Consider the following 24,745-nt stretch of genomic DNA (forward strand, 5'->3'; position numbering starts at 1 on the left):
GCCCCCGGTCCACGCTCGCACCCCGAGCGCGGACCGGTGACGGCCACGGCCGGCAGGCCGCTCGCCCGCACCGCGCCCCGAGCGCGGCCCCAGCGGGCCAGGCACGAACCGAGTACCACCCCACCCCGCGCAACAGCCTCGGGGATCAGCAACCCCGAGACCTGGAGGTCTTTCCGCATGAACAGCAACGACCCGAATCACGCACCCCTGCGCGATGTGGCGCAGAACCCCGAGGCAACCGCCCGGTACCTGGCCGACGTTCAGCGGGTCCTGCTGGACATCGGCAGGAACCTGGAGGCCCTGGCCCTGGAGACCCGCGTCCACTGCCGCGATACCCACGTCGAGGGCGACCGGTTCTACGACGCCTGGCTGCGCGCACAGCCCGTCGAGCGGGCTCTCAAGGACGTCCTCAAGCACGTCGAGGGCGTCACCAAGGGACTGGAAAAGAGCGCATTCAAGCGCCGCGCCCACGACGAGGCGGTCTCGAATACCGCCAAGAAGAGGAAGGAAAAGGAGCTGGAAAAGAAGCGGAAGAATGCCCCGCCGCTCCAGGCCGCCCCGCAGAATCCGCCGCAGCAGGGTGGACAGGGCCACAATTCCGGGTATGGTGGTCCCACGTCGATTTACGACCTGGGTAACCGGGAGTCGGCGTGAACCGCCCCCTCAGCAGCGCAGAACGCTCCGCAGAGCAGCGCCAGAACTGGCTGAAGGAAGAGGCGAGGAAAGCCCGCGAATCTCGCGGCGAGGCGGGGCAGATGGAATTCTGGCTCCGCCTGGCACGATCCCGAATGGCTAAAGACGTCAAGGCGAACCGGCCGGGCGTCTACGCCGGATTCGCGTTGGTCTGCCGCCTGTTCATCACGGCGCTGGACCAGCGCGTGGAGGGCAACGAGCGGATCTGGAACGACCTGCTGCAGTACGCGGAGCAGGTCGTGGCGAAGCACCCGCCGCGCAACTGAGCACCCACCAACGAAGGCCCCGCCGGACTCCGGCGGGGCCTTCGCCTCGCGTAATGCGTGCACACGTGCACGTGCACACGCGTGCACACGAGACCCCCCTGTCTGTCAACCCCCTGGAAGGAGGCGCCCCGTGTCCGACGTGGATGACCCGAACGGGATCCTGGTCCGCGGCCCCTGGCGCGGCGAGTCCTCGTACGTGCCGCCGCCGATCGCGGATTACGGCGACACCATTCCGCCGCCGGAGGACGTTCCCGCCGCGCCCCCGGAGTCGCCGGAAGAGACGACGATGCAGTTGCCGACGATTCCGGCCGCGCCGGACCCGGCAATGGCGTTGCGTTCCGAGGGAATTGCCCCGCCGGAAGTCGGAGAAGATGACGGTGAATACGAGGAGGGCGAATATGAGCAGCCTCGTTCTCTTGCCGATCGTCTCGGTGACTGGCTGGAACTCCGGTTGGAAATGGCGCGGTACAACCACGAAAGCGAAGCGCCTTTCCGTGAGGCTGAAATAGCGCGGAAGGCCGCACTGCTGGAAGGCCGCACCGCGCAGGAAGTCGCGATGATGGAGCAGAACGGAAAGCTCCATGCCGCGATGATGAAGGCGAAGGGCGACAAGGCGGCGGCCCGCGGAAAGGCAGACGCCGACCGCACGAAGTCCTCCAGCTCCGGGCTGGGCGCCGACAAGGGCCGCTCGAAGGCCGGCGGCGGCGGGTCCTCGCGTGGCGGGGGCGGCAGCAGCGGCGGCGGACCCCGCAACAGCTCGGGGCCCGGGTCGAAGGGGCCCGGGTCGCGCGGCTCCAACTCCGGCGGCACCGCCGGTCGTTCGGGGTCCGGGGCGGGCGGCGGCGGCAAGGGCGGCGGCAAGGGCCCTGACCGGTCCTCTGCCAACCGTTCATCCGGTCCCGGTCGCTCCGGACCGGGAGGGGGCTCGAAGGGCTCCCACAGCGGCTCTGGCGGCTCCGGCAGGGGCAGCAGCTCGAAGGGCGACGGCGGCCGGGCGCAACACAACAGCCCGGCGTCCAACGCCCGTGCGGAGCGGGCCCGCGGCCGCGCCGATCGCGCCGGTACCCGTCAGGCCGGACGGCAGGAGCGGCGCAGCGCCGGACACACCGCCGGCATCGCCGACCGGAGCAAGAACCGCGACCAGGCCCGCGCCAACCGGCAGCAGGAATGGCAGGACCGCCGGGACAAGAAGGCGGAGCGCGAGGCGGCACGGAAGGCGAAGCGGGAAGCCGCGGCGTCGGCCGACACCGGCCGCACCACCTTGGGCCAGGCCGTCGGCGAGGAAGCCCAGCGGCGCTTCGACAAGCGCCGCGCCGACGCGAAGGCCGCCGCGGACGCCAAGGACGCCAAGGACGCCAAGGCGGATGGCACGGAGAAGGTGAGCCTGACCAAGGACAAGGACGCCAAGGGGAAGGGCACCGACGGCAAGGACGACAAGAGCGCCAAGGAAGCCCCTGGCGGGGCCTCCAGCGCCGGGAAGGACACCCCGGCGGCCGATGAGTCCGGCAAGGACGACAAGGCCGCTGACGGGGCGTCTGACGGCTCAAAGAAGCGCCGGCGGTTCCGCCGCCGCGCCGGCGATTCGGGCCGCGCCGGACGATGGGGCCGCACGGGCCGCACGGGCCGCGCCGGACGTGCCGGACGTGCCGGTCGTACGGCGGGTGCCGGTCGGCGCGGCCGGTCCGGGGGTTCCTCGGATAGCCGGTTCGGGCCGCCGCCCACCCCGACGGTGGAGTGGCCCGATCACCCCACCCGCCCGCCGCGCACCGACCGCAAGGCCGGGGGCGACGACATCGTCGACGCGGACATCGTCCCCGACGGCCCGGCCGCGATGACGACCGGCGTCAAGGGCCTGCCGCCCGCGCCGGAGAAGCACACCGCACGTCCCGGCACCAGCCGGCCCACAGCCACGGAGGGGAGCAGCGTGAGCAGCGCATCGGTCAGCAAGCCGTCCGGCCAGGGCAACTTGGCCGCCCAGCACCGCACGGACATCACGTTCGACGAGTTCTTGATGGAGATGGCGAACATCGCCATCAAGGCCGCCTCGGACCAGGAGCGCGCCGAAGCGCTGATGGAGGCGCTCGCCAGGGTCGCTGACGCGCTGCGGGACATGGCCGCCGACCTGGTCGGCGACCACAACATCTCCACCGCCGTCACCGACCTGATCGCCGACCTGGCCGACTCCGCGGCCCGGATGAAGGAGCAGGCCCAGCGGTGCGCGGAGCAGTGCGGCATCGCCAAGGAGGCCGCCAAGCTCGCGGCCACCCAGGTCGCCCGCGTCTACGGCCAGGACATGGCCGCCAAGGAAGACGCCGGCCTCGCGCACGCGTCGGCCGCCGCCCACCACGACTAGAACCACGAAGGGACTGCCGCTGATGAGCAGCGACCTCGCACCCCGCAGTACCGGCGCGGCCCCGGCCCCGGCCGACGGCGACAACCGCTACAAGGCCGTGCAGAACAAGCTGGACAAGCTCGGCAAGGCCATGGACGACGCCACCCTCGAACTCGAGTCGCTGCGGCGCAGCATGCAGGCGAATGCGACCCGTACCGAGAACGTCGCCCGCGACATCGAGAACGCCGGCCTGGACGGCAAGTTCGTGGAGGTGACCAACCTGGTCTCCGTCGCCCTGGGCGGCGCCGCCGTGGAGGTCAAGCGGCTGTGCGACACCGCGCAGGAGACCGCCGACCTCACCCACGAGACCAAGGGCACCCACTCCAAGCTGTACGGGGCGCTGGACGACATCCGCTCCAACCGGCGCGAGAAGACCCCCAGGCCGGGCTTCTTCGACCGCTGACCCCTCCCCTCCCCCACCCCGCCACGGGCGGCCCCGCAGACCTTGCGGGGCCGCCCGTCCCCGTTCCCCAAGGAGCCCACGGTGTCCACGCCGCGCAGTGTCGTGCTCGAACGTCTCGCCTACACCCTCGCCGCGCCCGTGCTGGCCGTGGCCCCGAACCTCTACCCCGACAGCCCCGTCAACCAGATCGTGCAGCTGGCCGGCGCCGCCGGGATCGGCGGCTGGATCCTGGCCGCCAAGAGCGACGAGCACGGCGCCGGACGCAAGATCCTGCGCTGGTCCCCGCTGGTCCTGGCCGCCGCCATCGACACCGCCGCCGGACACACCACCGGCTTCGGCCCGTACGGGCTGGACGCGCTGCTCGCCGCCACATGGGCGGCGGCCGGCTACCTGGTGATGCCGTTCTCCCGGCACGCCCGCCGCCGCCACCGCCCCGCCCTCGCCGCCCCCGCCCCGCAGATGGTGGCCGCCGAAGCTCCCGAGCCCGCTGCGGTGGTGGACGACGGCGCGGACCTGCTGACCCGCGACGCGCGGGTGCTGTGGGAGCGCGCGGGGATGCCCGCCCGCACCCACATCGTCACCGTCACCCGGCACCCGGCGATGCGCAACGACTACACGCTCCTGCTGCGCGCCTCGGAGACCGGACGGCCGATCACGGGCCTGTCCGAGGCCGCCGTCGCCGCGGCGTTCTACGTCCACGAGGACGACGTGGCCTTCTCCCCGGTCGCGATCCAGCCCGGACGGCAGGGCGGGCCGGGCTGGCTGGAGGTGCACATCACCCCCGACGCCAACCAGCGCCGCCGCACCAAGCCGACCGACCAGGAGAAGTGGACGGGCAGGGTCGGCAGCCCCAAGGGCGGCGCCCCCGGCTCCGAGCTGGTCCACACCACCCGCGACGACGAGCGCGGCGTGACGTTCTACCGGGCGAAGATGACCGACTCCACCGACACCCCGCGCATCGACCTGCCCAAGGTCTGCCGTGCCCTGGGCCTGCCCGAGGACGACAGCCGCGTCTTCGTGCTGATCGAAGGAGCCGAGTTCCTGATCAGCGTGTTCGACACCCCGCCGCTGTCCCCGACGTTCCCCGCCACCCGTGAGCTGCTCACCCCGGATACGAAGACCGGCATGTACGTGTGCGGGTTCAGCATCACCGGCCAGCCGGTGCACAACTTCGTGTTCCAGCACGACAAGAACGCCGCCAAGCACGGCCTGGTCCTCGGCGTCACCCGCGGCGGCAAGACGCAGTTCTTCGCCGTCACCATGGTGGCCGAGTCCAACGCCGGACAGATCGTGTGGCTGTCGTCATGCTTCAAGGACGAGAAGACGACCGCCCTCGGTGAGTTCATCGACCGCCAGGGCATCACCCCGATCTACATGGCCCGCCAGCTGCGCGCGGCCAAGGCCCTGTGCGAGATCAGGGCGGAGATGCCGTGGGCGCACGACGGTAAGCCGCACGACTACAAGCCCGGCGACCCGCGCTGCCCCTACAAGCAGCTCAACGTCTATGCCGATGAGTTCATGACCGCGAGCCAGGACTCTGATTACGGCGAGTTCATTCAGGCCGACGGCGACGCCCTGACCGTCATGGGCCTCAAGTACGGCATCGGCTTCAACCCAGCCGGACAGAGCCCGTTCGCGCACAACGGCTTCTCCACGGAGATGAAGGACAACCTCCGCCAGAACTCGAGGCCGGTCATCTTCAACATGGGTTCGCCCGGCGCCACCCGCAAGGCGGCGGAGGGCACCATGGAGAACGCCTACGACGTCCCGACCATCCCCGCCCGCTACGCCCCTAAGGAAGGCAGTGCGATCGAGCGGGCCATGGCCGGAGAGGCCGAACCCGAGAACGGTGTCTCCACCGGCGGTGTCGCGGTCGTGGTTCTCGACAACGGGCGGGCCGTCCTGATGAAGGCGCTGTACGTGGACTTCGACACCGACTTGGCCGACCTGTTCCCCAGCGAGGTCAACCGCCTCACCGACTACGAGATCAGCGAGCTGGAAAAGCGCGGCCTGTGGTTCGACTGGAGCGAGCCCGAGCCGAGGCCCGGGGAGTTCTGGCCCGAGTCCAAGGGAGACGGCGACGACGACGGTGGCTCCCGCCGTCGCGGTGGCGGCAAGGGCGGTGGCGGCAAGCGCGGGCCGAAGTCCGGCAGCAGCCGCGAGTCCCAGGTCATCTCGCCCCGCCAGGCGCTGGAGGCCATCAAGAGCCTTAACAACGTCTGACCCTCTCCGTTCCCAACCCGTCACCGGTGGGGGCCGGCCTGCCCGAGCACGGGCCGGCCCCCACCCGATCCCATCAAGGAGGACCCCGTCGTGGCCCTGTCCATCTCCGCCGCCGTGCTGCTGGGCATCATCGTGTTCGTCCTGCTCAAGGGCGGCTACGTCCGCTTCGGCTCCATGCTGGCGTGCAGCCTGTTCGGCTTCACCCTCGCCGCGACCGGCCTGGCCCCGCTCATCAACAGCGGCCTCGCCTCGCTGGCCGGACTGGTCGCCAGCTTCTGATCGTTGTCCGTCGGCCAGTTCCGCCAACCCGGCAGTAGAACGCCGGAATCTGACGCATGCTCTTGTCGGGCCCCACCAACCACACGGGGGAGACGAGGGCATGGCACACCTGCACTACACCTGCTGGGACTGCGGCGAGGACTGCGTCGTCCACGGTGACGGGTGCGACTGCTGCGACCTGGTCGACGTCCCCGACGAATGGGACTGCTGGAACTGCGGCGCGCTGAACTACACCCCCGACTAGCAGGTCCTCCCCTCCCCGCTGCACGACGCCGAAGGGCGCCGCCGGACACACCCCGGCGGCGCCCTTCGGCGTACCCCGCCTGGAGCCCCGATGCCCACCACACCAGCCCCCGCCATAGCCCACCCCACCCCGGCCGCCGCGCCGACGGAACTGTCCCTCGAGGAACGCATGGCGTTCATCAACGCCGCGATGACCGTCCGGCTGGAGGAAGCAGCCGTCGCCTACGAGGTCAACACCGCGCACATCCCGACCGAGCCGGTCGACCTGGGCGACGTCGTCACGCTCCCGCTCACCCCGACCCTCCAGCCCCCGACCCCGTACCCGACGCCGGTGGCAGCGCTCCTGCAACGCGCGCACCATCGGCTGCTCACCGGCGGGTGGTGCTCCGGGGCCCTGGTCGACGCGGAAGGCGCCCGCTGCCTGTACGGCGCGATCCACGTCGAAGCCCGCGGCGACCAGAGCCTGGAGTCGCGCGGTCTGGAGGTCCTGATGGACGCGATCCGCCGCAAGTTCGGCGACGTCGACTCCGTGCCGTCCTTCAACGACGCCTTCGCCAGCGGCCGCATCCCGATGCGGATGCTCGACCAGGCCGCCGGCCTCGCCGACGCCCGCCTCCTCTGACCCCTGCTCCGGACCACCTGCTTCGCACCCGAACCCACGCGGTCGGGTGCGGGCCAGGCCCTCCGGCCTGCACACCCCCCCCGTCACACGAACCCAATCAAGGGAGCGCCCCGCCATGCAGTCCGACGACAAGCCCATCAACGGCCAGAACAACCCGAGCTTCCTCGACCTGCTCGACCAGATGCCCCCGCCGGCCACCGGCCCGGACAAGGAGCCCGGCACCAACCTCGCCCAGCTGCGCGCCGCGTGGAACGCCTCCTGGGAGCAGGGCGGCTTCCTGCACGGACGGTGGGAGGAACTGCGCCAGGTCCCGCAGGCCGGATGGCACGGCATGGCCAACTGGATCAAGGCCGTCCTGATCCTCACCGGAATGTGCGCGGTCATCATCCTGCTCGACACCGCCGGGGACATCTTCGACGCCGCCCTCAACCGCCTGGCCGACGCGGTGCCCGCCACCCAGGTCGGCACCAGCGCCACCGGCGAGTTCTGGGGCTTGGTCGACAACCCGATCCGCACCTACATCGCCCAGCACACCGCCGGCCTCCCGGTCAGCGGCGCCGCCATCTACATCTTCTGGCAGCTCACGGGCCTGTTCGGCCTGATCGGCGGCTTCATCGGCGCCACCGGCGCCCGCCTCACATGGACCTGCTGGGGCGGCGCAACGGTCGCGGTCGTGTGGACCACGACCCCCGCCGACGGGCGCACCGTCGCCACCGCCATCGCCGTCTTCGCCTGGACCATCGCCTCCACCCTCGCCCTGCGCGGCCTGAGCCTGCGCCCCTTCATCAACATCAACAACTTCCCCCCGCCCGCCCCGGCCTTCCAGCCCCAGATCGAGATCCGGCCCGAGATCCACATCCCCGCCCCGGCCCCCGCGCCCGACGACGACACCCCCGACAACGTCCACCCGCTCCAGCGCTGACCCCGGTCGCTCCGCCTGGTCCTCGCCCTCCCCGCAGCCGCGGGCCGGGCGAGGGCCGGACAGGCCGACCGGCCTCCCGCACCACCCGCCCTGTCCCCGACCGAATGGAGAAAGACGTGGCCGTCATAGGCGTGCTGACAAAGCCGACCCCGCCCACCTGGTGGAAGGCGAACCGGCACAAGGTCTACGGCACCGGCGGACTGCTGATCGGCTACCTGATCGGCACCCACCTGCAAGGCGCCCCCGACCAGCAGCCGCAGCACCCGCGCCCGAGCCACACCACGCCGGCACCGACCACGCCCGGCGCGCACCGCACGCACACGCCCGCCTGATCCGTCACCCGCCGCACCCTCGCCGCCGCATCCGACGTGGGCGGGGGTGCGGCGCTGTGCACCGACCTCTGGAGGAACTGCCCGTGCTCATCCCCCGCCCGCGCCGCCGTATCGGCCGGCCCCGCCCGCAGCGTCCCGGCCCCCGCTACCCGTACCGCCCCCACCGGCTGCCCGGCACCTGGAACCAGTGATGCCCCGCCGTCGCAAGAAGCGCCGCCGCGAAGTCCATCGGGTGCCGCGCAGCGACACGACCCTGCCCGAGTTCGATCGTGGCGCTGTCCCCGAGGGCCTGGTCACCAGGCGTCAGCTCAGGGACATGGGCCTCAGCCCGGGTGCCAACGACGGCCCGGTCGCGATCCTGCGCTGCAAGTGGTGCGGATACCGGCCGCAGTGGGCGTGCATCCATCCGACCCGTGGCTATCTGCTCCGCGTCGACCTGGCCGTGCCCAAGCGCGTTCCGACGCTCGCTCAGGAGTGGGCCCTGGACAAGGCGATGGCAGCTCGCCAGACCTGCGGCGACTGCCGCAGGCGCTTCTACTTCTGCCTCTCCAAGAAGCTCGGCTGTTGCATCGAGTGCTTCGACGGCACCCCGGTAGACCCCAGCAGCTACTTCGCGCCCACGGCGGCCGCCGGACACCGGCTGGCCGCGTGACGCGGCCCCCGTCCCGGCCACACAGGCCGGGACGGGGGCCACACCCGGGCGGCCGCAGCACCGGCAAAAGGCCGGCCGCCCGCTCCCTTCACCCGTATCGAGATCAGGAGAACCCCAGCATGCCCCGATTGACCCTCACCACCGAGCGCCTGGCCCTCTTCGGCACCCTGCTGGCGACCTTCGGCGAGCTGCATCCTGCCTGCGACCACTGGGTCCAGGGCAGTATGACGGCCTCGCGGAAGCGGCTGTACGGCAAGGACCTGGTCCACGCCGACGGCTCCCCCGCCACCGAGGACTCCAGCCGCCCGACGATGACCACCAGCGCGCTCGGCAGGCGTGCCGTGGCCTGCCATGTCGCCTCGTACACCGCTGTGCAGCTCGGGGCGACCATCGCGATCACCCGCGCGTTCGGCTACCGCGTCACGCCGACCGCGCTGCTCGCCGGTGCGGCCATCAACGCCGGGACGCACGCGGCGATCGACCGCGGGGCCGCTCTGCTGTGGCTGGCGAAGAAGACCAGGAAGACCGGGTACATCGACCACTGCCAGGCGGTCCGCCTCGACGACGAAGGCACGGTCACCAAGGAGCTCACCGGACCTGGCAGCGCGTGGATGGAGCTGGATGCCGCTCTGCACCACGCGATCGGGGTCGGTGCGGCCGCCGTCACCGTCTGGCTCACCACCCGTCCCGGCGCCCGCCGGTGACCCGCACCCGCCTGGACCGAGTCCGCGCCTCCGCCGGGATCGCCCAGCTCGCCCTCCAGCAGATCGAGGACGAACTGCGCGGCGAGATCGGCGCCCAGGAGCTCGCGCAGATCCTGCGCGAGCTCCACCACGAAGACCACCGCCAGGACGGCGTCTTCGGCTCCCTCGCGCAGCTGCTCACCGTCGCCGGACAGGCCGCCGGACGGATCGAGCCGGACCGCGACGGCGAGATGTCGTGCCCGCTGCACGAGGCCGCAGCCCTCATCACCGAGAACGCCGGCCTGCAGACCTACTACGCCACCCGTGCTCTTGACCCGCAGGGAGAAGCCGAATGACCACCTTCCGCCTGGACAACGCACTGCCCGTCGACACGACGATCCCGGAGCCCTCGTTGGTCTGCCTGATCGGCGCGGCCGGTTCGGGCAAGTCGACGTGGGCCTCCACCTGGCCCGCCACGCAGGTCCTGGAGCTCGACAGGTTCAGGGCGATGGTCAGCGACGACGCCGGGTGCCAGGAATCGACCGAGGACGCGGTGTTCGCGCTCCAGGCCGTCCTCGAGGCCCGCCTCGCCCGCCACAAGATGACCGTCCTCGATGCGACGAATTGCGAGAAATCCGTGCGCGCCGACCTGATCGCCACCGCCCGCCGACACGGCGTACCCACGGTCGCCCTGGTCGTCCCGACCCCGCTCTCCGTGTGCGTGGAGCGTCAGGAAGGCCGGCCCGCGAACCGGCGGGTGCCCGAGCACGTCGTACGGGCGCAGCACGCCGCGATGGTCGACGCGTTCCCCGGCCTGCCCGCCGAAGGGTTCGACCACGTCGTCGTCGCGGAGAACGTCTACCGCCTCCAGGCGCTGCTCCAGCCGCTCAGCGATGCCCGGCGCGCGGACCTCGGCTGGGACGACAACGAGGGCCTGGGCGACCTGCTCCTGGTCCGCCGCACCTTCGGCCCCGAGATCCTGCCGATGTGGCGCTGGCGCGACAATTCGCCGCTCGCCGGCGGCGACCGCGTCGCGGAGATCCGGCTCGGGGCCGACCGCATCGTCCTCGCCCAGCGCAACGACATCGACGGCGAGGGCGACGTCGGCTTCGACATCCTGGTCGGGTGCGCGGCCGACGCCGAATGCGAGGGCCAGGCGTGGGCGCCGGCCTACAACGTCACCGACCTTCTGCGCGCGCTGACCGGCGAGCTGATGACCGACCCGGACGTGCGCTGCACCGTCCACGGCGGGCCCGACGACGTCGACCAGGAGGCCGACGACCACGCCCTCCAGGACGACGACTCCGAGGGCCGCGCGGACCTGGAGGCGCAGTACGCGGACGCGGTCCGCGCGTGAGCCGCGCCGCCGGCGCTTCACCGAACAGCCCGAACCCGCCACGACCCGGCCACGCCGGGCGCCCGCTGTTACCCCGGGAAGGACACCCAGCCATGAGCATCACGATCACGAACACGTACGGCACCGCGCACAACGTCAGCGAGACCAACCCGGCCCACGTCACCAGCTGCGACCGGTACCGGCTGCCCCTCGTCGCCACCATCGCCCCTGGGAACCCCGGCTACGGGGACATGGTGGAGATGCTGAAGGACAACGGCCACGACACCCGCCCCGAGGGGTACGGGCTGATCTTCCTGGAGTCCGAGGAGTTCTCCGCGACCTACTTCGGGTCGATCGCCCAGATCGAGCAGTACCAGCGCGACAACGTCGACGGCACGGCGACCTTCGACGCTTCCCAGGGCGTCATGTACGCCCAGTGGCCCCACGGCAAGGGCTGGGACGACTTCCTCCCCCGCGTCTTCTGGAACGTGGCTGCACGTGGCGGGATCGCGGACGGCGTCGGCCTCGTCACCGCCTTCGCGCACACCGAGATCCCGGGTGCGGAGGTCATCGTCTTCGAGTTCGAAGGCAAGTGGCTTCCCGACAGCGAGCCTCAGCAGCTGGTCACCTACCACTGCACCGCCTGCCACCTGGACACCTTCCACGACAGCGGGCACGTGCACGAGAACACCGGCCCCAGCAGCCGACGCTGGGCCGCCCGCCAGGCCCGCCAGCACCTCATCAGCGCCGCCCGGCACGGCGTCGGCGACCAGAACAGCGCCTGCCGCCCCAACAACGGGGAGATGCTGCGCGTCGTGAACGCGGTCGCCCGCGACATGTGGGGCACCACGGGCAACGCGCTCCCGGACACCGACGACGCGTACTGCGCCACCAAGGGCCCCTGCTCGATCATCCGCGAGCTCCGTGCCGGAGTCCGCCCGCCCGTCTACCGCGCCTGACCGCCCCGCCCTCCGTTTCGGCTGCTGCCTGACGGACGCTCCGTGCCGCCCCGGCCTCCCCGTACGACGGAGGCCGGGGCGGTCGCGGTGGTCCCTCAACACAGAGAGGAGTTGGACGTCATGCGCCGATACGAGGTGGACGTCCCGATACACCACGCGACGGACGAGGACCGGCGAGGACTGCACGTCTTCACCGGCTGCGCCGCCGGACCGGGCGAGGCCCTGGCCGCCGCGCACAGCGCCTACGACCGGGCCGTGCAGTACGTGTCCGCCGGCCGACCGGCCCCCGACGACTCCAGCGACGGATGGGCCGCGCGCGGCCTGCGCGCCGACTGGGTCCTGGACTGGCACAAGGCCACCACGAAGGCGTGGGTCAACCCCAACAGCCTGATGTGAATTCGCCCCGAGGCAGGCGTCACAGGCGTCGAAACCGTCGCCTGCCCCGGGTTCCCCATCCCGTACGAGACGAGAGGGAGACACCAGTATGGACTCCGCCCTGCGCGTACAGGCCCGATCCGGGCAACGCGCGCTCCTCATCACCACCCTCGCGGTCCCGCTCACCGGCTGGACCGTCCACGCCCTGACGCTCCACCGGCGCCTGGCCGACGCCCGCAAGGACCAGCTCACCGGCCTGCCGTGCCGGCCCGAGTTCGTCGCGTACGGCGAGCGGCTCCTGCGCACCCGCCGCCGGGACGCCGTGCACGTCCTGATGCTGGACGGGGTCGACTTCAAGGCCGTCAACGACACCTACGGCCACGCCGCGGGCGACACCGTCATCCAGACCATGGGCCACCGCCTCGCCCGCTGGAGCTCCAGCCGTACGGCGCTCGCGGCCCGGCTGGGCGGCGACGAGTTCGCCGTCTGCGCCGTGTTCCCGACGTCGGCCGCCCTCGCGGAGATCACCGCGTTGCGCGAGCAGCTGCAACAGCCCCTCCAGTACGAGGGGCACACGCTGCGCCTGGACGTCTCGATCGGCATCTCCCGCGCGGCAGACCTGCCCGGCGAGAGCATGAGCCGGATCCTGCGCGGCGCGGACACCGCGATGTACAGGGTCAAGAAGGGCGAGGCGGCGTTCCCGTACTTCGCGACGCGGGCCGACGCCTACGTGAAGACGGTCAACGGCCGCCGCGCCGGCCGCCGTGGCACGCACCTTCTGGCGGGTGCCGCGTGAGCGCCGCCGAACTCGAGGGCGGCGGCGACTGGATCCGGGGCATCACCATCCGCCAGCCCTGGGCGACCTGCATCCTCGCGGGCAAGAGCACGGAGAACAGGCCCAAGCCCTGGAGCTGGCGAGGCTGGGTCCTGCTCCATGCCGGGATGGCGAAGCCGGAGCCCGCCGTGCTGCGCGACCCGCTGGTCGCCCGCACGATCCGCGGCCGCGAACTGCACCTCGGTGCGGTCATCGGCGTCGCCCGCCTCACCGACTGCCACCAGGACCCCGACGGCTCCCCGCTCTGTACCGAGTGGGCGCAGACCGATGCGTGGCACCTGGTGCTCACCGACGTCCAAGAGCTCGCCCTGCCCGTCCCCGTCGGCGGGCAGCTCGGTCCCTGGAAGCCGACACCGGACCTGCTCTCCCAGGTTTTCCAGCAGTTGCCCGACCTGCGACCGTGACCCGTAAGAAGCCGCCGTTCGAGCCGGGCTGCGTCCCGCCTCCCGGCGGCCTTCTCGAATGGCGCGACAGCCAGCACTACGACCACTGGCAAATGCGCCCCTGCGCGCTGTGCGAGCAGCCCACGCCGATGCGCTCCCACTCCGGGGAGCCCTCCCACAAGGCGTGCGCTGAGAACTGGATCTCCGAGCACCCCACCGAGGCCCGCCTCGGGAGGTTCGCCTCCGACGTCCAGCCCAAGCGCCGGCGCGACGACAACCACGCCTGAACTCCTCCACCTGGAGGCCCCCGTGGGCAGCACACCGCAGCACGACGTCGACCCCACCCTCGCCTATCCCGAGCCGCCCGCTTCCCCGCTCTGGCACCGCCAGGGCCCGAAGCCCCGGCCGATCACCCCGGAGCAGCAGCGCCGTAACTGCGAGCTCCTGCTCCGCGCGCAGTACACCCCCCGACCCCGCTCGCCGCGCACCACCAAGACCCTGGCGGAGGCCAGCTGATGGACACCACGCACTGCGCCGTCGACGGCTGGGTCGACGCCATCCCCGCCCCCGGCCCGCACGGCACCGCGATGTTCGACCTGACCGTGTGTCCGGTCGACGCGGACACCCTCCCCGAGGACGCCCCCGACACGGTCGTCTCCTGCACCAGCGCGGCCGCCGGGATCGTCCACGAGCTGCTGACCGGCATACAGCCCGGCGACCTGCTGCGCGTCACCGGCGCCCTGGTCCAGCCCCAGACGCCCGGCGGGTCCGCCCGGCTCGCCGTGGAGGTCCTGGAGGTCCTGGACACCGCTCCGATGCTGGTCCTGAGCGACATGGTCATCGACCGGTACGGCGACTACTGCGTGATCTTTGACGGTGACACCGACGCCGTGCCCGTCTTCACCGTGCGCGGCACGTGGGTCGGCCTCGCCGACAACCCCGACGCCATCACGACCCTGATCGACATCCACGAGCGCGTGCACGGCGGTGACGACCGATGACCACCGCCGCGCCCCGCACCGTCCTGGAACGCTTCCCCGCCGGCCACCCCCGCGGCTCCTGGCCCGCCGACGAGTACGCCGCAGCCCAGCGCACCCAGGGCCACGACGCCCACGTCGTGATGGACCTGACCACCGACCAGTTCCTCGTGGTCACCGGCACCACCACCCGATAGCCCGTCCAACCGAAGCAGGAGAACCCCTTGCACCCGATCCGCCTGATCTCGTTCGGCTACCTGCACCTGCCCACCGGCCCGGACGGCTCCCCCGTCCCGCCCGCTGCCGACCGCATCGAGGACGTCCGCGCCCGGCTTCGCGACCCGGCCGCCGCCCGCGACATCCTCGACCTCGACGGCTTCCACCCCCGCGTCCAGGACGTCGTCCTCAACACCCCCGGCGCCCGTGAGCTCCTCGCCAACCTCGCCGACTACGCCGACTTGCCCGCCGGCCCCCGCCGGATCGCGATCGGCTGTGCAGGAGGTAGGCACAGGGCATCTGGTCTCACCGAACTGCTTGCCCGCGAACTCCGCGACCGCGGCCGCCAGGTCGACGTCGAACACCTCCACGTCCATCTGCCGCGGGTCCTCAAGGCGGCCGACACCAGCACCGGAGCGAGCGCATGACCACCACGGCCCCGTACGAGATCGAGACCAGCGAGGGCGACGACGGCACCCCGCACCCCGTCGAACAGCTCTGGACGCCGTGCGCCGACGATGCGGCGGACAGCGGCTTCGTCGTCCACCGCGGCCTCTATGTCACCGGGATCGACGACGCCGCCGAGGATCACCTCTACCCGGTGGGGTTCATCGTCCTCGGACACCAGCGGTGGGCCGACATCATCGAGGCCGCCGCCGCGTACATGGCTCGGATCCACGGCTGGCGAAACCTGCACCTCTACCCAGGCGACGACCCGGCGCGGCTCATCCCCCGCATCCCGCGCGCGGTCCACACCCACGGCGTCTTCTTACGGCACCCGCACCCGGACCACGGCTGCGGATGCGAGTGGGACGACACCTGGCGGATGGTGTGGGTGCCAGCCGATGAACCCGGCGCCGTCCCCGTAACCGCCATGCGCCACCCCGCCGCCCTGGTGACCGCCGCCGACATCCCCAACCCCGACGAAGGCGCGCCCGCCAGCTGGGCAGCCTGACGCGCACGAGTGATCCGTCCAGGCCCGCATCCCCTCTCCCGAGGGGTGCGGGCCTTTCGTGTTTTCAGGGCGGACAGCGGTGATACAGCGCGGCCGTGGCACGATGCGGGGCAGCATCACCCCGTATCCGACAGGAGTAGACGTCCATGCTCGATGACGACGAGACCCCGCCGATCGACCGGGAAGCGTTGAGCAACACCTACGTCATCGCCAACGGCAAGGGCGGCGTCGGCAAGACCACGCTCGCATCCAACCTCGCCGGCCTGGTCGCCGCCGACGGAGGCAACGTCCTCCTGGTCGACGTCAACGGGCAGGGCAACGTCGGCCGGGACCTGGGATACCGGGGAACCGCAGCCGACGACGAAGGCGCCGCCTTCTACGAGGCTCTGCGCACCGGCAAGGCACTGGAGCCGGTCCGTGACGTGCGCACCGGCCTGGACGTCATCGTTGGCGGCCAGCACATCGGCGCCGCTCCCGACATGCTCGCGGCGACCTTCCGCATGCAGCAGCACCGACAGGCCCTGGCCCTGGCCGTGTGCCTGTCCCCCATCGCGCGCTCCTACGACCTGGTCGTCCTCGACAGCGCCCCCGAGAACCCGCCGTTGCAGCAGCTGGCCCTGTCGGCCGCCCGCTGGATGGTCGCGCCGACCCGCTCCGACAAAGCGAGCATCAACGACGGCCTTGGCAGCATCTCCCGACAGGTGCAGCTCGTACGCCGCAGCGTGAACCCCGACCTCGAACTGCTCGGGGTCGTCCTCTACGCCACCGGCAGCGCCTCCAAGCAGATCCACCGCAACGCCCGCGGCTGGATCGCCGAAGAACTCGGTGCCGACGCCTACCTCTTCGACACGATCGTCCGCTACGCCGAAGCGGTCGGCCAGGACGCCCGAAGCCACGGTCGCCTGATCCACGAGCTGGAAGAAGCAGCCGCAAGTAACCCCAAGTTCTGGGACCTCCGTGCAGGCCGCGCCGCCGCCGGCACCGTCGTGTCCGCCACCTCCGCCTCCGTCGCGGAAGACTTCGCTACCCTCGCCCGAGAAATCTTGACCCGGGCCGCCGAAGGTGACGCAGCATGACAACGACCGACTCCGAGACCACCGCTGAACGCTTCGGCCTCAACGAGCGCCCCCGACGCTCCCAAGGGCTCGCTGGACTGGCTCGCAAGACCACGGCCGCCGTCGATCCTGCCGCCCTCACGCTGGACACCCTCCCGGATCCGTCCATCGCTGCCAGCTCCGACCAGCCGCTCACTGACGCGGAGCGCAAGGACCTCGCGGTCTGCGAGAGTGTGATCCGCTCTCACCACGCGTCCTACTGGATGACCGGCAAGGCGCTGGATGCCGTGGCGAACCGGCACCTGTACCGGGCGGAGTACTCCACCTTCGAGGCCCTGCTGGATGACTGGGACGTCACTCTGGCCGATTCCAGCAGGATGCGGCGCGGCTGGCGACTCGCGGCCCGCCTCCTGCCCGACGTCCCCAAGCTCACCCGCTCCCACGTGGAAGCCCTACTCCCCATCGTTGAGCAGTACGGCGTCGAAGCGGCAGCCACCCTGCACGGTCTGCTCCGTGAGGCCCTTCCCAAGGTCACCGCGAAGGCCATCACCGAGGTTGTCCGCGAGCTGCCCGGCCCGCAGAACGGCGGCGACCCCACCGAACAGATCCGGGAACAAGCCGAGAAGGCGCTCACCGAACCTGACCAAGACCAGGATCAGGACCAGGACCAGGACCAGGACAAAGACGGTTCCGAGGATCCGGCCGACGCGGAGCTCCGCCAGGCCGTCAGTCGAAGGGCCCGACAGCTGGCCGATGACCTCAAGCGAGGTCGCATTCCTCGGCGAGAGCTGAACCGCACCCTGGCCGAAGCCTTCGCGGACCCGAACGACACCCGGGTCTACCAGGCTCTGGTCCGCTGGGCGAAGGACCGCGACCGGCCAACGGGCCAGTAGTAGGTCACAGCGAGCCTTCCAAATTTGGAAGGAACTGTTCGAATGAATCGAACGCACCGTATGTGAGGGCAACAACAGCCCGCCGCTCAAGGGGTGAGCGGCGGGCTGTTCCTGTGATTGAGCGGGACTTCCCCAACTAGGGAGGTCCCCTGTCACGTCGTCGTCGTGTCTCTGTCCTTCAACTTTCCGCCCAGTTGCCGCGCAGCATTTGCATGGCCGTGGCGGTGTCCGCCGGGCGGGCACCGCGTCGCCGAAAGCTCCCGCCGTACGGGATCGGCCGTGAAGTTCCGGTGAACTCTCCCGCCCTACGGGATCACGCTTTTGCCCAGGTCAGAGCCAGTGTCCCCTGTGGGGATGCTGAGTGTCGCGAAGGTCCAGAGGCGTAATGCGTGGCGGTACTACGTGCGCGGGGTCGCGTTCGGGGACGGCCGCCGTCCCGTCGGCCAGACGTTGAAGGACGCCCAGGAGCAGGCCGGCCTCCCGCCCGGGGTGTGGAGGGGCCGCGGCCTGGCCGCGCTCGGGCTCACCGCCGGGCAAACGGTGACCGAGCGGCAGATGAAGCTGCTGTTCGGGGAAGGCCGGCATCCGGACGCCGACCGCATGGAGCGCGAGCTCCTGGACGACGGCGTCGATCCGGAGGCGGCGAGGCTGGCCACCGTCCTCGGTCAGCCGACCGAGGAGATCGAGCAGCGCAAGCAGACGCCGCTGCTCGCCCTGGACTTCGTGTTCCGGCCGCAGGCGTCCCTGGTTGTGCTGTGGGCGCTGGGGGATGAGAGGACGCGCCGGGTCATTGAGCAGGCACACGAGCGGGCCGTCGCCGCGACCCTGGAGTGGCTGGAGGACGAGGTCGCGGAGATCCGGTGGGCGTCCGGCCGGGAGCGTGCGAAGGCCCCGGCCCTGGTCGTCGCGGCGTTCCGGCACTTCGACAACAGGAACGGATTTCCCCTACTGCATTCGCACTGTTTGATCGCCAACCGGGCGCAGCGCCCGGACGGCTCCTGGTACGCGCTGGACACGGTCCGGCTGTACCAGCACGTCGTGGCGGCCGGGACGCTCTACACCCTGGAGATGACCACCGAGGTGTGCGAGAAGCTCGGGTTGGCAACCGTGCCCCGGGAAGTGACGCCGGGCCTGCGCCCCGTGATGGAGATTGCCGGAGTCGGCCAGGAGCTCATCGACTGGTCCTCCACCCGCCGCCGACGCATCGAGGACGTCCTGGAAGGAATCACCGACGACTACATCCAGAAGCACGGCCGGCTGCCCAGCGAGCGCGCCCGCCACGGTCTGGCGTGGTGGGCGGCGCAGGAGACCCGCCCAGACAAGAAGACCCCGCGCCCGCTGGATCAGCTGCTCGCGTGGTGGCGCGTCTCCGCGCTCCTGAAGTTCGGGCAGCGGATGGTCGATGGGCTGCTGGAGCGGTGCCAGGCAGCCGGGGCGGCGATCCGGGCCCGGGTGGGGCCACGGGTGGACACTGCGCTCGCCGCCGTCGACATCGCCGCGGTCGTCTTCACCGTGCGCAACGTCTTCGCCCGCCGGCACGTCCTGGCCGAGGCGCGCCGGCACCTGCTGGAGACCCTGCGCGGCCGCGCGCTCCCGCCCCGAATCGACAGCTACATCGCCGATCGGGCCCTGGAGCGCTACGGCCGTCAGCTCACCGTGCCCCAGAAGGGCCAGCGGGCCCCGGCCCCGGATCAGCTCACCTATACCGCCGACTTCGCCTGGCCCACCCGCTGGTGGATCGCGGGCGCCGATGGGAAGCCGCCCCGGGAGTCGAGCCGGTACGAGCGGGCCCGGGTGGCCAGCCTCGCCCTGCAGAACGCGATCCGCGCTGCCCTCACCGCGCCGCCCGCCGTACGCGACGAAGCGCCGGCCGCGTCGGCCGCGACCGCGTCGGCCGTACCGCCCGACCACGACCAGGCCGCGCCGCACGCCGTCGACCACCCAGGCCGGGACGCCGCCCTGACTCCGGCGCAGCGAGCAGCCGCCATCCACGCCCACCAGCAGGCCGCGATGCCGCAGGAGTACCTCGAGGGCCGCACGACGGATCCCGCGACGTGGATGACCTCACCGCAGAACCTCGCCCGGATCGCCGCGATCACCCACGCGTCCGAAGCCCGCAGCCGAACGGTCGAAGAGCAGGCCGACCAGACGAAGCAGGCGACTCAGGCCAAGCAGGCCCCGGCCGCCGACGCGGGCGGCCAGCAGCAGCGGCACCCCACGGCGCAGCCGGACCAGGGCAGGGGAGCGAGTCCCCGCTGAGGGAACGTCCCACGGACAGGGCAGGGGCCGGGCCGCGTGGGCTGAGCGACGCCAACCGGCCAGCGCATGGCCGATCTGCGACTTCACCCGCGAGCCCCGGCAGCCCAGATCGAGAATCGGGACGCCTGGAGTACCCGGGCCACCCCCACCTTGGAGCGCCACGTGACCTATGAGGCCCGCGACCTGAACCTGACCGACCCGACGAAGGGCTTCATGCACTTCGTCCTCTACGCCGAGCCGCGCTTCAGTGTTGCTACGTCGTCGCTGAACGCGGAGGTGAAGATCGAGGCGCAGCAGACCGTGACACCGCACTTCCAGGAGTGGCTGAGCAGACTGGTGCGGTGCGAGCCGAACGCGATGCACTGCATGCTCGTGGAGCGCGCGAAGATTCCGGCCCTGTTCCACCCGTGCGTCACCGAGGACCCCAGCAGCCCTTCGGCCATGAACGGTTCGGGCTGCCTGTGTCGCCGCACCTTCTACGACCCCGAGTTCGGGCTGCCCGTCGTCGGCGAGCACTTCAAGCACCGAGGCGAGGGCGGCACCGAGCAGTGGAGCTACCAGACGTTCGCTCCGCTCGCCCTGCGCCCTGACGACGTCTTCAGCCGCTTTTACATGGGCCGCAGCCTGTTCTGGGCCCGAACGGAGAAAGGGGTGTTGTCGCTCCTCCCGCAGCGCGAGGGGCGCGGGTACAGCGTCGGTTACAACGGCGGGGGCCCGGCTGCCTTGGCGGCCTACCTCACCCAGCTGGCCGACAGCGACGGCCAGAACACGGCCGCCGGTGCCTCGTACGAGAAGGCTCACCCCGCGATCCTCGCCTGGACCCAGAGCGGCGCGGCCGATCGCGGCACGAACGAGCTGAGCCTGGGCGACCTCAAGGCCATGCAGCGGAGCTGACCGGTGCCGCCTCCAGACGCCCCACGGGCCAGTCGTTCGTGGGGCGTCCGCGTGTGTGCCTTCCGAAGGCGGGACCAGGGGCGCTCCGCCTTGCGGGACGGACGGCGAAGTCGCCGCGCCATCTGTCGGGACGCGGCCGCAGCACACGCCCTGGACGCGGCGGAGACCGGCGAGGGTGCGGGGGAGTGACCCGCCCAAGCACGGAGGCCCCGATGGTCAACCCGATCCCGACGTACATCTCGCCGGAGCGGCTGGAGCGCTTGGAGGAGCTCGCCGACGCGAGCCGGCTGCGCGCGGCGCTGTACGCGCCGCCGAAGCCGCCGCCCGTCCGGCGCCGCTCCCGCACACGGCAGTACCCCGGTGGCCGGCCTTCCGCGTAGGGTCCCGCGCGGCTGCGCCGTCGCCGGGGATGAGCGGGCACGGTGGACTCCACCGCATCCTGTGTGTCCGGGCGGGCCGATGCACCGAGTGGAGAGTGGAGCCCACCGTGGCGAGCTCCCCGGTGGGAGTGGAGTCCACCGGGTGGGGGTGGACTCCACCGCGATGTCCACCGGGTGGGAGTGGACTCCACTGAGCCTCCGCCAACTTGAAGTCGCAGGTCAAAGGGCTGGTGTGCTCGGTTCTCGGGGTGCGCGTCCTGGTCGTGGGCGGCTGTCTGAGCAGTAGATCGTCCGTCAGCATGGTCGGAACTCGGGTTCCTGCCCGCTGTGGCCGGGACGCCTCTACGATCCGATGCATGCTGGATCCCGAGCTGCTGAAACGGATCACCGTATTTGGTGCTCGTCGCCCACGCCCTACCGCCTTGGAGACGCTGGTGACCATGCCCGCGAGCGAAGTCCGTGCTGCCGCCGAAATGTTGCGCGTGCTGGCCATCGCTGCCCACGAGCGTCGCCCCGCACCGTGGAGCCCTGGCGCTGCCGGAAGCGTTATCAGCCGCCGGGACGGCGGCTGCGACTACGTCACCGGCTACACCATCTCTGACGGCCCCGATGTGGCCCACTACATCTCTGCCATGGACCCCGCTGCGGGAGGCGCACTCGCCGACCTGTTGGACGATCTTGCCGACGGCGACGACGAGGGAGAAATCAATCCCTGGGCCCTCGCGCTGGCCCGCGTGATCAACGACGGTTCGACAGGTACTCCTACTGGTCTTGAGGGAAAGCCCGCAGAGTAGAACACCCGTCAGCGGTTGACTTCGAGGTTCGTCAGGACGAGCAACGCGCGCAGGAGTTGGGTGGCGTGTGCGGGATCAGCCCGGAGTTTGGTGAGGATCCGCCAGTTCTTGAGGTGAGCGAAGCCGTGTTCGACCGGTGCGCGTCCGACGGCGAGGACGCGGTTGGCTTCCTTTTGCCCGGGGGTGAGCTTGTGGGTGCGGGTGGCGGCATAGCCGGTGACGATCACCGGGTCGTGGATGTTGTTGTCCAGGCCGCGGAAGCCGAGGTCGGCCAGTGCCCCGAGGCCGGCGGCACGCAGGTGGGCCAGGATGTGGTCGTGGCGAGCGGCGGTGTTGTCGTGGGTGCGGCCGGGCCGGGCGGCGGATATCCAGATCAGGCGCCCGTTCTCATCGGTCAGAGCGAGAAAGTGCAGGCCGTGGCTGCGGTGCTTGCCGGAGTAGTTCCGTCGGTCGGCCTTGCCGGTGCGGCGCCGGGTGCGGATGAGGGTGCCGTCGATCAGGACCAGCTCGCTGCCCTGCTTGGAGACCTTCTTCAGGGCGCGGTCCAGGCGCGGCGCCTGGGCGGCGAGCAGTCCGATCAGCTCGTCGCGCCAGCGTCGGACACTGGACTCGGACACGTCGTTGCCGCCGGCCATGTCGGCCAGGCGCTGGTCGTGGCGCAGTACGGCCAGGACGATCACCGCGATCTTCCCCGGCGGCAGGATCCGCCACCTGGACCGGATCGCCTTCAGATGGCGCCTGAGCAGATCGGCGAGGTGGTTGACGGTGCGCGTGGACAGCGGCAGACGACACCGATAGACAAGCGAGCAGGTGTCCTCGGTGAGCTCTTTGGTATTCGTCACACAATTCCAACGGGCGCCGGGGGCATCCCGGTTACGCCCGTTCCGAGCCGCTCCGAGTGGCGGTGTTCCTGGTCACAGGCGGGTGGTGAACCGGCCGTCGGGCTGTTTCCGCAGCCAGCCGCGATCGACGAGTCTGATCAGCTTGCTGCGTAGCGGTTCCAGCTTGGCCTTCACGCTGATGTCCACCCCCACTACCTCGCCGACCTCGCGGGCCATGACGGGTCCGGCGGCTTGCCGGACAGCGTTGATGATGCGCTGGTAGTCCCACGGAAGCGAGCCCTCCTCGACACCTGGTTCGCGGTGCGGGATCAGCATCACCGCTCGTCCGGCCACCTGTCCGGGCATGGGCGCGGTCGAGGCACGTTCCTCAGCGAGCTGCCCAGCTATCCGCTCGAGGACACGTTCGGCGACGGCGAGTTCGTCCCGCTCAGCCCGCACTTCCGCCAGCTGATTGGCCAGATGTTCTTCGAGTTCGTCCAGTTCCGCGCGCCGCGCGGTGATCCGTTCCAGCAGTTCGGGATCCAACATGCACCGGATCGTAGAAGACCGCCCGGCCACGGCGGGCATGAACCGGCGGTCAGCTCCCGGCCTCTGCTGACGACTGCTTGATCAAGAACTGCTGCGCCGCCTCGACTGCTTCCTTGTTGAGCTCCTCGACGGAGACTCCCCAGCTCTCCTCCCATTCGTCCAGGTTGAAATGGCACGAGACGAGGGATTGCAGTTCTTCGGGGTAGCCGAGGTCGTAGGCGATGTCTGCCCAGATGAGGTAGGTACCGGTGGCGGGGTCCAGGGTCCCGTCGGCTATCTGACCGGCGATCCAGTGGGCCATCGCCCACTTCGCGGCCCGAGGGTCAGCGGGCGGAATGAAGAGCAATCCCAGCTCCTCCAGTACCTGGTCGAAGAGCGCTGGCGCTTCGGGTTCCTCACTGCGGAGGAGGCCGGCCAAACATTGCGAGGGAGGGACTCTCAACCTGGGCCATCAGTGCGTCAAGCCCTGCCTGGATGAGCCGGTCCGACCCGACGTGCCTACCGAATGCCCGCTCGCGCGCGATGTGGCTGAGCTGCTTGAGGGCTTCGTCGCGGGTCATCAGAGTCATCTCGGTCGGCGTCTGGGAAAGGAAGGCTCGCACATCCGCCGACGTCGCTGCATCGTGTTTCTCCTCGACCCAACCGTGCTGACCAATGATCTTCTCCGTGGACTCACGCCCACGACCAGCACGAGTACCCGGGGGACCGATCACACCAGCCCTTTGACCTGCGACTTCAAGTTGGCGGAGGCTCACTCCGGTGAACATCGGCCGGCGGGGGAGTGCACTACATCCCGGCATCCGGTGCGCATCCGGGCTTCGGTGGTGCGCACCGGGTGGGTACGACGCACGGCATCGTGCGCACCGTGCGCGCGCCGACGATGTCGTGCACTCCCGGCCGCCGCACCCGCGCTTCGGTGGTGCGCCGAGCTCCCCGATCACCGCACCGATTCCGCGTGCGGCGCACCGGCCGACCGAGCCGGTGCGCACCCGTCCAGCCCGCGCGCCCGTTGGCGGCGCCAGGATCTGGACCCTCGGGGCAGCGCACGGGATTGGGGCGGACCAGCTATCTGTGGCGTCGGTCACGGACAAGTAGTCATTTACTGTCTGTGCAAGGAGAAAGCGGGCGGCTCCGCCAGGCGGCAGTCAAGGGGGTGTGTGATAAAGGGGCGCGGTTCGACCCGGGCCCCTCTCAGGGCGGGCTCGCACACCGCCCGGACCGCGTCGCGCGCGCCATGAGGTTCGGCGCCGGATGACGCCGAATCCCTGTGTCGGCGGTGCGCGCACCGCGCGGACCCGATGCGCACCACCGCACCGGTGGTGAGCGGTCTTCACCGCGCGCGACGATGCGCACC

The 24,745-nt window shown here is 70.9% G+C and carries 34 protein-coding genes; 31 read left to right on the top strand and 3 right to left on the bottom strand.

Annotated features, from left to right (window positions below; translation table 11 throughout):
* Positions 1–177 precede the first annotated feature (177 nt).
* From ACFWUY_RS28705 to ACFWUY_RS28855, 31 genes are all read left to right on the top strand, one after another.
* Positions 178–654, top strand: coding sequence for a hypothetical protein (locus ACFWUY_RS28705; protein WP_384115769.1), 477 nt, complete (start codon positions 178–180; stop codon positions 652–654).
* Positions 651–959 carry a hypothetical protein gene (locus ACFWUY_RS28710; protein ID WP_384115772.1) on the top strand — a complete coding sequence of 103 codons (309 nt, stop codon included), beginning with the start codon at positions 651–653 and terminating at the stop codon, positions 957–959. Before ACFWUY_RS28705 ends, ACFWUY_RS28710 begins: the two co-directional genes overlap by 4 nt.
* 130 nt (positions 960–1,089) lie before the next feature.
* A complete protein-coding gene (locus tag ACFWUY_RS28715; RefSeq protein ID WP_384115775.1) occupies positions 1,090–3,312 on the top strand; it encodes an ATP/GTP-binding protein in 2,223 nt (740 codons plus the stop codon).
* A 22-nt stretch (positions 3,313–3,334) separates the two neighbouring features.
* The gene (locus ACFWUY_RS28720; RefSeq protein WP_384115777.1) at positions 3,335–3,754 is read left to right on the top strand and encodes a conjugal transfer protein TraB; all 420 of its coding nucleotides are present in this window, start codon (positions 3,335–3,337) and stop codon (positions 3,752–3,754) included.
* Positions 3,755–3,835: 81 nt separating this feature from the next.
* Positions 3,836–5,977, top strand: a complete 2,142-nt coding sequence (locus ACFWUY_RS28725) for a chromosome segregation protein ParM (protein WP_384115780.1) — start codon at positions 3,836–3,838, stop codon at positions 5,975–5,977.
* A 90-nt stretch (positions 5,978–6,067) separates the two neighbouring features.
* Positions 6,068–6,256 carry a hypothetical protein gene (locus ACFWUY_RS28730; protein ID WP_384115783.1) on the top strand — a complete coding sequence of 63 codons (189 nt, stop codon included), beginning with the start codon at positions 6,068–6,070 and terminating at the stop codon, positions 6,254–6,256.
* Between the two features lie 100 nt (positions 6,257–6,356).
* Complete coding sequence (locus tag ACFWUY_RS28735; RefSeq protein WP_331735969.1) at positions 6,357–6,500, top strand: hypothetical protein; 144 nt, start codon at positions 6,357–6,359, stop codon at positions 6,498–6,500.
* 90 nt (positions 6,501–6,590) lie between these two features.
* Positions 6,591–7,121: a hypothetical protein gene (locus tag ACFWUY_RS28740; protein ID WP_384115786.1), complete on the top strand. Its 531-nt coding sequence runs from the start codon at positions 6,591–6,593 to the stop codon at positions 7,119–7,121.
* Between the two features lie 115 nt (positions 7,122–7,236).
* Positions 7,237–8,043, top strand: coding sequence for a hypothetical protein (locus ACFWUY_RS28745; RefSeq protein ID WP_384115789.1), 807 nt, complete (start codon positions 7,237–7,239; stop codon positions 8,041–8,043).
* Between the two features lie 116 nt (positions 8,044–8,159).
* The gene (locus tag ACFWUY_RS28750; protein WP_384115792.1) at positions 8,160–8,375 is read left to right on the top strand and encodes a hypothetical protein; all 216 of its coding nucleotides are present in this window, start codon (positions 8,160–8,162) and stop codon (positions 8,373–8,375) included.
* A gap of 56 nt (positions 8,376–8,431) precedes the next feature.
* On the top strand, positions 8,432–8,566 hold the full coding sequence (locus ACFWUY_RS28755) for a hypothetical protein (RefSeq protein ID WP_384115795.1): 135 nt from the start codon (positions 8,432–8,434) through the stop codon (positions 8,564–8,566).
* Positions 8,566–9,027, top strand: a complete 462-nt coding sequence (locus tag ACFWUY_RS28760) for an RRQRL motif-containing zinc-binding protein (protein ID WP_384115798.1) — start codon at positions 8,566–8,568, stop codon at positions 9,025–9,027. The genes ACFWUY_RS28755 and ACFWUY_RS28760 overlap by 1 nt, the downstream gene beginning before the upstream one ends.
* Before the next feature lie 119 nt (positions 9,028–9,146).
* Positions 9,147–9,731, top strand: coding sequence for a hypothetical protein (locus ACFWUY_RS28765; protein WP_384115801.1), 585 nt, complete (start codon positions 9,147–9,149; stop codon positions 9,729–9,731).
* On the top strand, positions 9,728–10,066 hold the full coding sequence (locus tag ACFWUY_RS28770; protein WP_384115804.1) for a hypothetical protein: 339 nt from the start codon (positions 9,728–9,730) through the stop codon (positions 10,064–10,066). Before ACFWUY_RS28765 ends, ACFWUY_RS28770 begins: the two co-directional genes overlap by 4 nt.
* A complete protein-coding gene (locus ACFWUY_RS28775) occupies positions 10,063–11,067 on the top strand; it encodes an AAA family ATPase (protein ID WP_384115807.1) in 1,005 nt (334 codons plus the stop codon). The genes ACFWUY_RS28770 and ACFWUY_RS28775 overlap by 4 nt, the downstream gene beginning before the upstream one ends.
* A gap of 92 nt (positions 11,068–11,159) precedes the next feature.
* Complete coding sequence (locus tag ACFWUY_RS28780; protein WP_384115810.1) at positions 11,160–12,005, top strand: hypothetical protein; 846 nt, start codon at positions 11,160–11,162, stop codon at positions 12,003–12,005.
* A 120-nt stretch (positions 12,006–12,125) separates the two neighbouring features.
* Positions 12,126–12,401 carry a hypothetical protein gene (locus tag ACFWUY_RS28785; protein ID WP_384115813.1) on the top strand — a complete coding sequence of 92 codons (276 nt, stop codon included), beginning with the start codon at positions 12,126–12,128 and terminating at the stop codon, positions 12,399–12,401.
* Between the two features lie 88 nt (positions 12,402–12,489).
* Positions 12,490–13,176, top strand: coding sequence for a GGDEF domain-containing protein (locus tag ACFWUY_RS28790; protein ID WP_384115816.1), 687 nt, complete (start codon positions 12,490–12,492; stop codon positions 13,174–13,176).
* On the top strand, positions 13,173–13,619 hold the full coding sequence (locus ACFWUY_RS28795; protein WP_384115819.1) for a hypothetical protein: 447 nt from the start codon (positions 13,173–13,175) through the stop codon (positions 13,617–13,619). Before ACFWUY_RS28790 ends, ACFWUY_RS28795 begins: the two co-directional genes overlap by 4 nt.
* Positions 13,616–13,885, top strand: a complete 270-nt coding sequence (locus ACFWUY_RS28800) for a hypothetical protein (protein WP_384115822.1) — start codon at positions 13,616–13,618, stop codon at positions 13,883–13,885. The genes ACFWUY_RS28795 and ACFWUY_RS28800 overlap by 4 nt, the downstream gene beginning before the upstream one ends.
* A 22-nt stretch (positions 13,886–13,907) precedes the next feature.
* Positions 13,908–14,114 (top strand): hypothetical protein, encoded by a 207-nt coding sequence (locus tag ACFWUY_RS28805; protein WP_384115825.1) that lies wholly within the window; start codon positions 13,908–13,910, stop codon positions 14,112–14,114.
* The gene (locus ACFWUY_RS28810) at positions 14,114–14,599 is read left to right on the top strand and encodes a hypothetical protein (RefSeq protein WP_384115828.1); all 486 of its coding nucleotides are present in this window, start codon (positions 14,114–14,116) and stop codon (positions 14,597–14,599) included. Before ACFWUY_RS28805 ends, ACFWUY_RS28810 begins: the two co-directional genes overlap by 1 nt.
* Complete coding sequence (locus tag ACFWUY_RS28815; protein WP_384115831.1) at positions 14,596–14,772, top strand: hypothetical protein; 177 nt, start codon at positions 14,596–14,598, stop codon at positions 14,770–14,772. The genes ACFWUY_RS28810 and ACFWUY_RS28815 overlap by 4 nt, the downstream gene beginning before the upstream one ends.
* Before the next feature lie 27 nt (positions 14,773–14,799).
* Positions 14,800–15,219 carry a hypothetical protein gene (locus ACFWUY_RS28820; RefSeq protein WP_384115834.1) on the top strand — a complete coding sequence of 140 codons (420 nt, stop codon included), beginning with the start codon at positions 14,800–14,802 and terminating at the stop codon, positions 15,217–15,219.
* Positions 15,216–15,746: a hypothetical protein gene (locus tag ACFWUY_RS28825; RefSeq protein ID WP_384115837.1), complete on the top strand. Its 531-nt coding sequence runs from the start codon at positions 15,216–15,218 to the stop codon at positions 15,744–15,746. The genes ACFWUY_RS28820 and ACFWUY_RS28825 overlap by 4 nt, the downstream gene beginning before the upstream one ends.
* A gap of 146 nt (positions 15,747–15,892) precedes the next feature.
* Positions 15,893–16,822 carry a ParA family protein gene (locus ACFWUY_RS28830; protein WP_384115840.1) on the top strand — a complete coding sequence of 310 codons (930 nt, stop codon included), beginning with the start codon at positions 15,893–15,895 and terminating at the stop codon, positions 16,820–16,822.
* A complete protein-coding gene (locus ACFWUY_RS28835) occupies positions 16,819–17,694 on the top strand; it encodes a hypothetical protein (RefSeq protein ID WP_384115843.1) in 876 nt (291 codons plus the stop codon). The genes ACFWUY_RS28830 and ACFWUY_RS28835 overlap by 4 nt, the downstream gene beginning before the upstream one ends.
* Positions 17,695–18,048: 354 nt before the next feature.
* Positions 18,049–19,953 carry a MobF family relaxase gene (mobF, locus tag ACFWUY_RS28840; RefSeq protein WP_384115846.1) on the top strand — a complete coding sequence of 635 codons (1,905 nt, stop codon included), beginning with the start codon at positions 18,049–18,051 and terminating at the stop codon, positions 19,951–19,953.
* Positions 19,954–20,115: 162 nt separating this feature from the next.
* Positions 20,116–20,847 carry a hypothetical protein gene (locus tag ACFWUY_RS28845; protein WP_384115849.1) on the top strand — a complete coding sequence of 244 codons (732 nt, stop codon included), beginning with the start codon at positions 20,116–20,118 and terminating at the stop codon, positions 20,845–20,847.
* 212 nt (positions 20,848–21,059) lie between these two features.
* Entirely contained in the window at positions 21,060–21,227 is a 168-nt protein-coding gene (locus ACFWUY_RS28850) for a hypothetical protein (RefSeq protein WP_384115852.1), read from the top strand.
* A gap of 356 nt (positions 21,228–21,583) precedes the next feature.
* Positions 21,584–22,021 carry a hypothetical protein gene (locus tag ACFWUY_RS28855; RefSeq protein ID WP_384115854.1) on the top strand — a complete coding sequence of 146 codons (438 nt, stop codon included), beginning with the start codon at positions 21,584–21,586 and terminating at the stop codon, positions 22,019–22,021.
* An 8-nt stretch (positions 22,022–22,029) separates the two neighbouring features.
* On the opposite strand, the gene ACFWUY_RS28860 is transcribed toward ACFWUY_RS28855, so the two are convergent.
* From ACFWUY_RS28860 to ACFWUY_RS28870, 3 genes are all read right to left on the bottom strand, one after another.
* Positions 22,030–22,863 carry a transposase family protein gene (locus ACFWUY_RS28860; RefSeq protein WP_384115857.1) on the bottom strand — a complete coding sequence of 278 codons (834 nt, stop codon included), beginning with the start codon at positions 22,861–22,863 and terminating at the stop codon, positions 22,030–22,032.
* Positions 22,864–22,935: 72 nt separating this feature from the next.
* A complete protein-coding gene (locus tag ACFWUY_RS28865; RefSeq protein WP_384115860.1) occupies positions 22,936–23,391 on the bottom strand; it encodes a hypothetical protein in 456 nt (151 codons plus the stop codon).
* A 49-nt stretch (positions 23,392–23,440) separates the two neighbouring features.
* A complete protein-coding gene (locus ACFWUY_RS28870; protein ID WP_384115863.1) occupies positions 23,441–23,692 on the bottom strand; it encodes a hypothetical protein in 252 nt (83 codons plus the stop codon).
* Positions 23,693–24,745 lie beyond the last annotated feature (1,053 nt).

This window comes from Streptomyces sp. NPDC058664 (assembly GCF_042716635.1).
GTDB lineage: Bacteria > Actinomycetota > Actinomycetes > Streptomycetales > Streptomycetaceae > Streptomyces.

Bases quoted from the DNA above. Each gene is read 5' to 3' on its own strand.
- ACFWUY_RS28790 (WP_384115816.1), top strand. From the start codon at position 12,490: ATGGACTCCGCCCTGCGCGTACAGGCCCGATCCGGGCAACGCGCGCTC.
- ACFWUY_RS28810 (WP_384115828.1), top strand. From the start codon at position 14,114: ATGGACACCACGCACTGCGCCGTCGACGGCTGGGTCGACGCCATCCCC.
- ACFWUY_RS28825 (WP_384115837.1), top strand. From the start codon at position 15,216: ATGACCACCACGGCCCCGTACGAGATCGAGACCAGCGAGGGCGACGAC.
- ACFWUY_RS28870 (WP_384115863.1), bottom strand. From the start codon at position 23,692: ATGGCCCACTGGATCGCCGGTCAGATAGCCGACGGGACCCTGGACCCC.
- ACFWUY_RS28765 (WP_384115801.1), top strand. From the start codon at position 9,147: ATGCCCCGATTGACCCTCACCACCGAGCGCCTGGCCCTCTTCGGCACC.
- ACFWUY_RS28720 (WP_384115777.1), top strand. From the start codon at position 3,335: ATGAGCAGCGACCTCGCACCCCGCAGTACCGGCGCGGCCCCGGCCCCG.
- ACFWUY_RS28865 (WP_384115860.1), bottom strand. From the start codon at position 23,391: ATGTTGGATCCCGAACTGCTGGAACGGATCACCGCGCGGCGCGCGGAA.
- ACFWUY_RS28740 (WP_384115786.1), top strand. From the start codon at position 6,591: ATGCCCACCACACCAGCCCCCGCCATAGCCCACCCCACCCCGGCCGCC.
- ACFWUY_RS28745 (WP_384115789.1), top strand. From the start codon at position 7,237: ATGCAGTCCGACGACAAGCCCATCAACGGCCAGAACAACCCGAGCTTC.
- ACFWUY_RS28760 (WP_384115798.1), top strand. From the start codon at position 8,566: ATGCCCCGCCGTCGCAAGAAGCGCCGCCGCGAAGTCCATCGGGTGCCG.
- ACFWUY_RS28785 (WP_384115813.1), top strand. From the start codon at position 12,126: ATGCGCCGATACGAGGTGGACGTCCCGATACACCACGCGACGGACGAG.
- ACFWUY_RS28735 (WP_331735969.1), top strand. From the start codon at position 6,357: ATGGCACACCTGCACTACACCTGCTGGGACTGCGGCGAGGACTGCGTC.
- ACFWUY_RS28815 (WP_384115831.1), top strand. From the start codon at position 14,596: ATGACCACCGCCGCGCCCCGCACCGTCCTGGAACGCTTCCCCGCCGGC.
- ACFWUY_RS28855 (WP_384115854.1), top strand. From the start codon at position 21,584: ATGCTGGATCCCGAGCTGCTGAAACGGATCACCGTATTTGGTGCTCGT.
- ACFWUY_RS28830 (WP_384115840.1), top strand. From the start codon at position 15,893: ATGCTCGATGACGACGAGACCCCGCCGATCGACCGGGAAGCGTTGAGC.
- ACFWUY_RS28835 (WP_384115843.1), top strand. From the start codon at position 16,819: ATGACAACGACCGACTCCGAGACCACCGCTGAACGCTTCGGCCTCAAC.
- ACFWUY_RS28705 (WP_384115769.1), top strand. From the start codon at position 178: ATGAACAGCAACGACCCGAATCACGCACCCCTGCGCGATGTGGCGCAG.
- ACFWUY_RS28775 (WP_384115807.1), top strand. From the start codon at position 10,063: ATGACCACCTTCCGCCTGGACAACGCACTGCCCGTCGACACGACGATC.
- mobF (WP_384115846.1), top strand. From the start codon at position 18,049: ATGCTGAGTGTCGCGAAGGTCCAGAGGCGTAATGCGTGGCGGTACTAC.
- ACFWUY_RS28850 (WP_384115852.1), top strand. From the start codon at position 21,060: ATGGTCAACCCGATCCCGACGTACATCTCGCCGGAGCGGCTGGAGCGC.
- ACFWUY_RS28780 (WP_384115810.1), top strand. From the start codon at position 11,160: ATGAGCATCACGATCACGAACACGTACGGCACCGCGCACAACGTCAGC.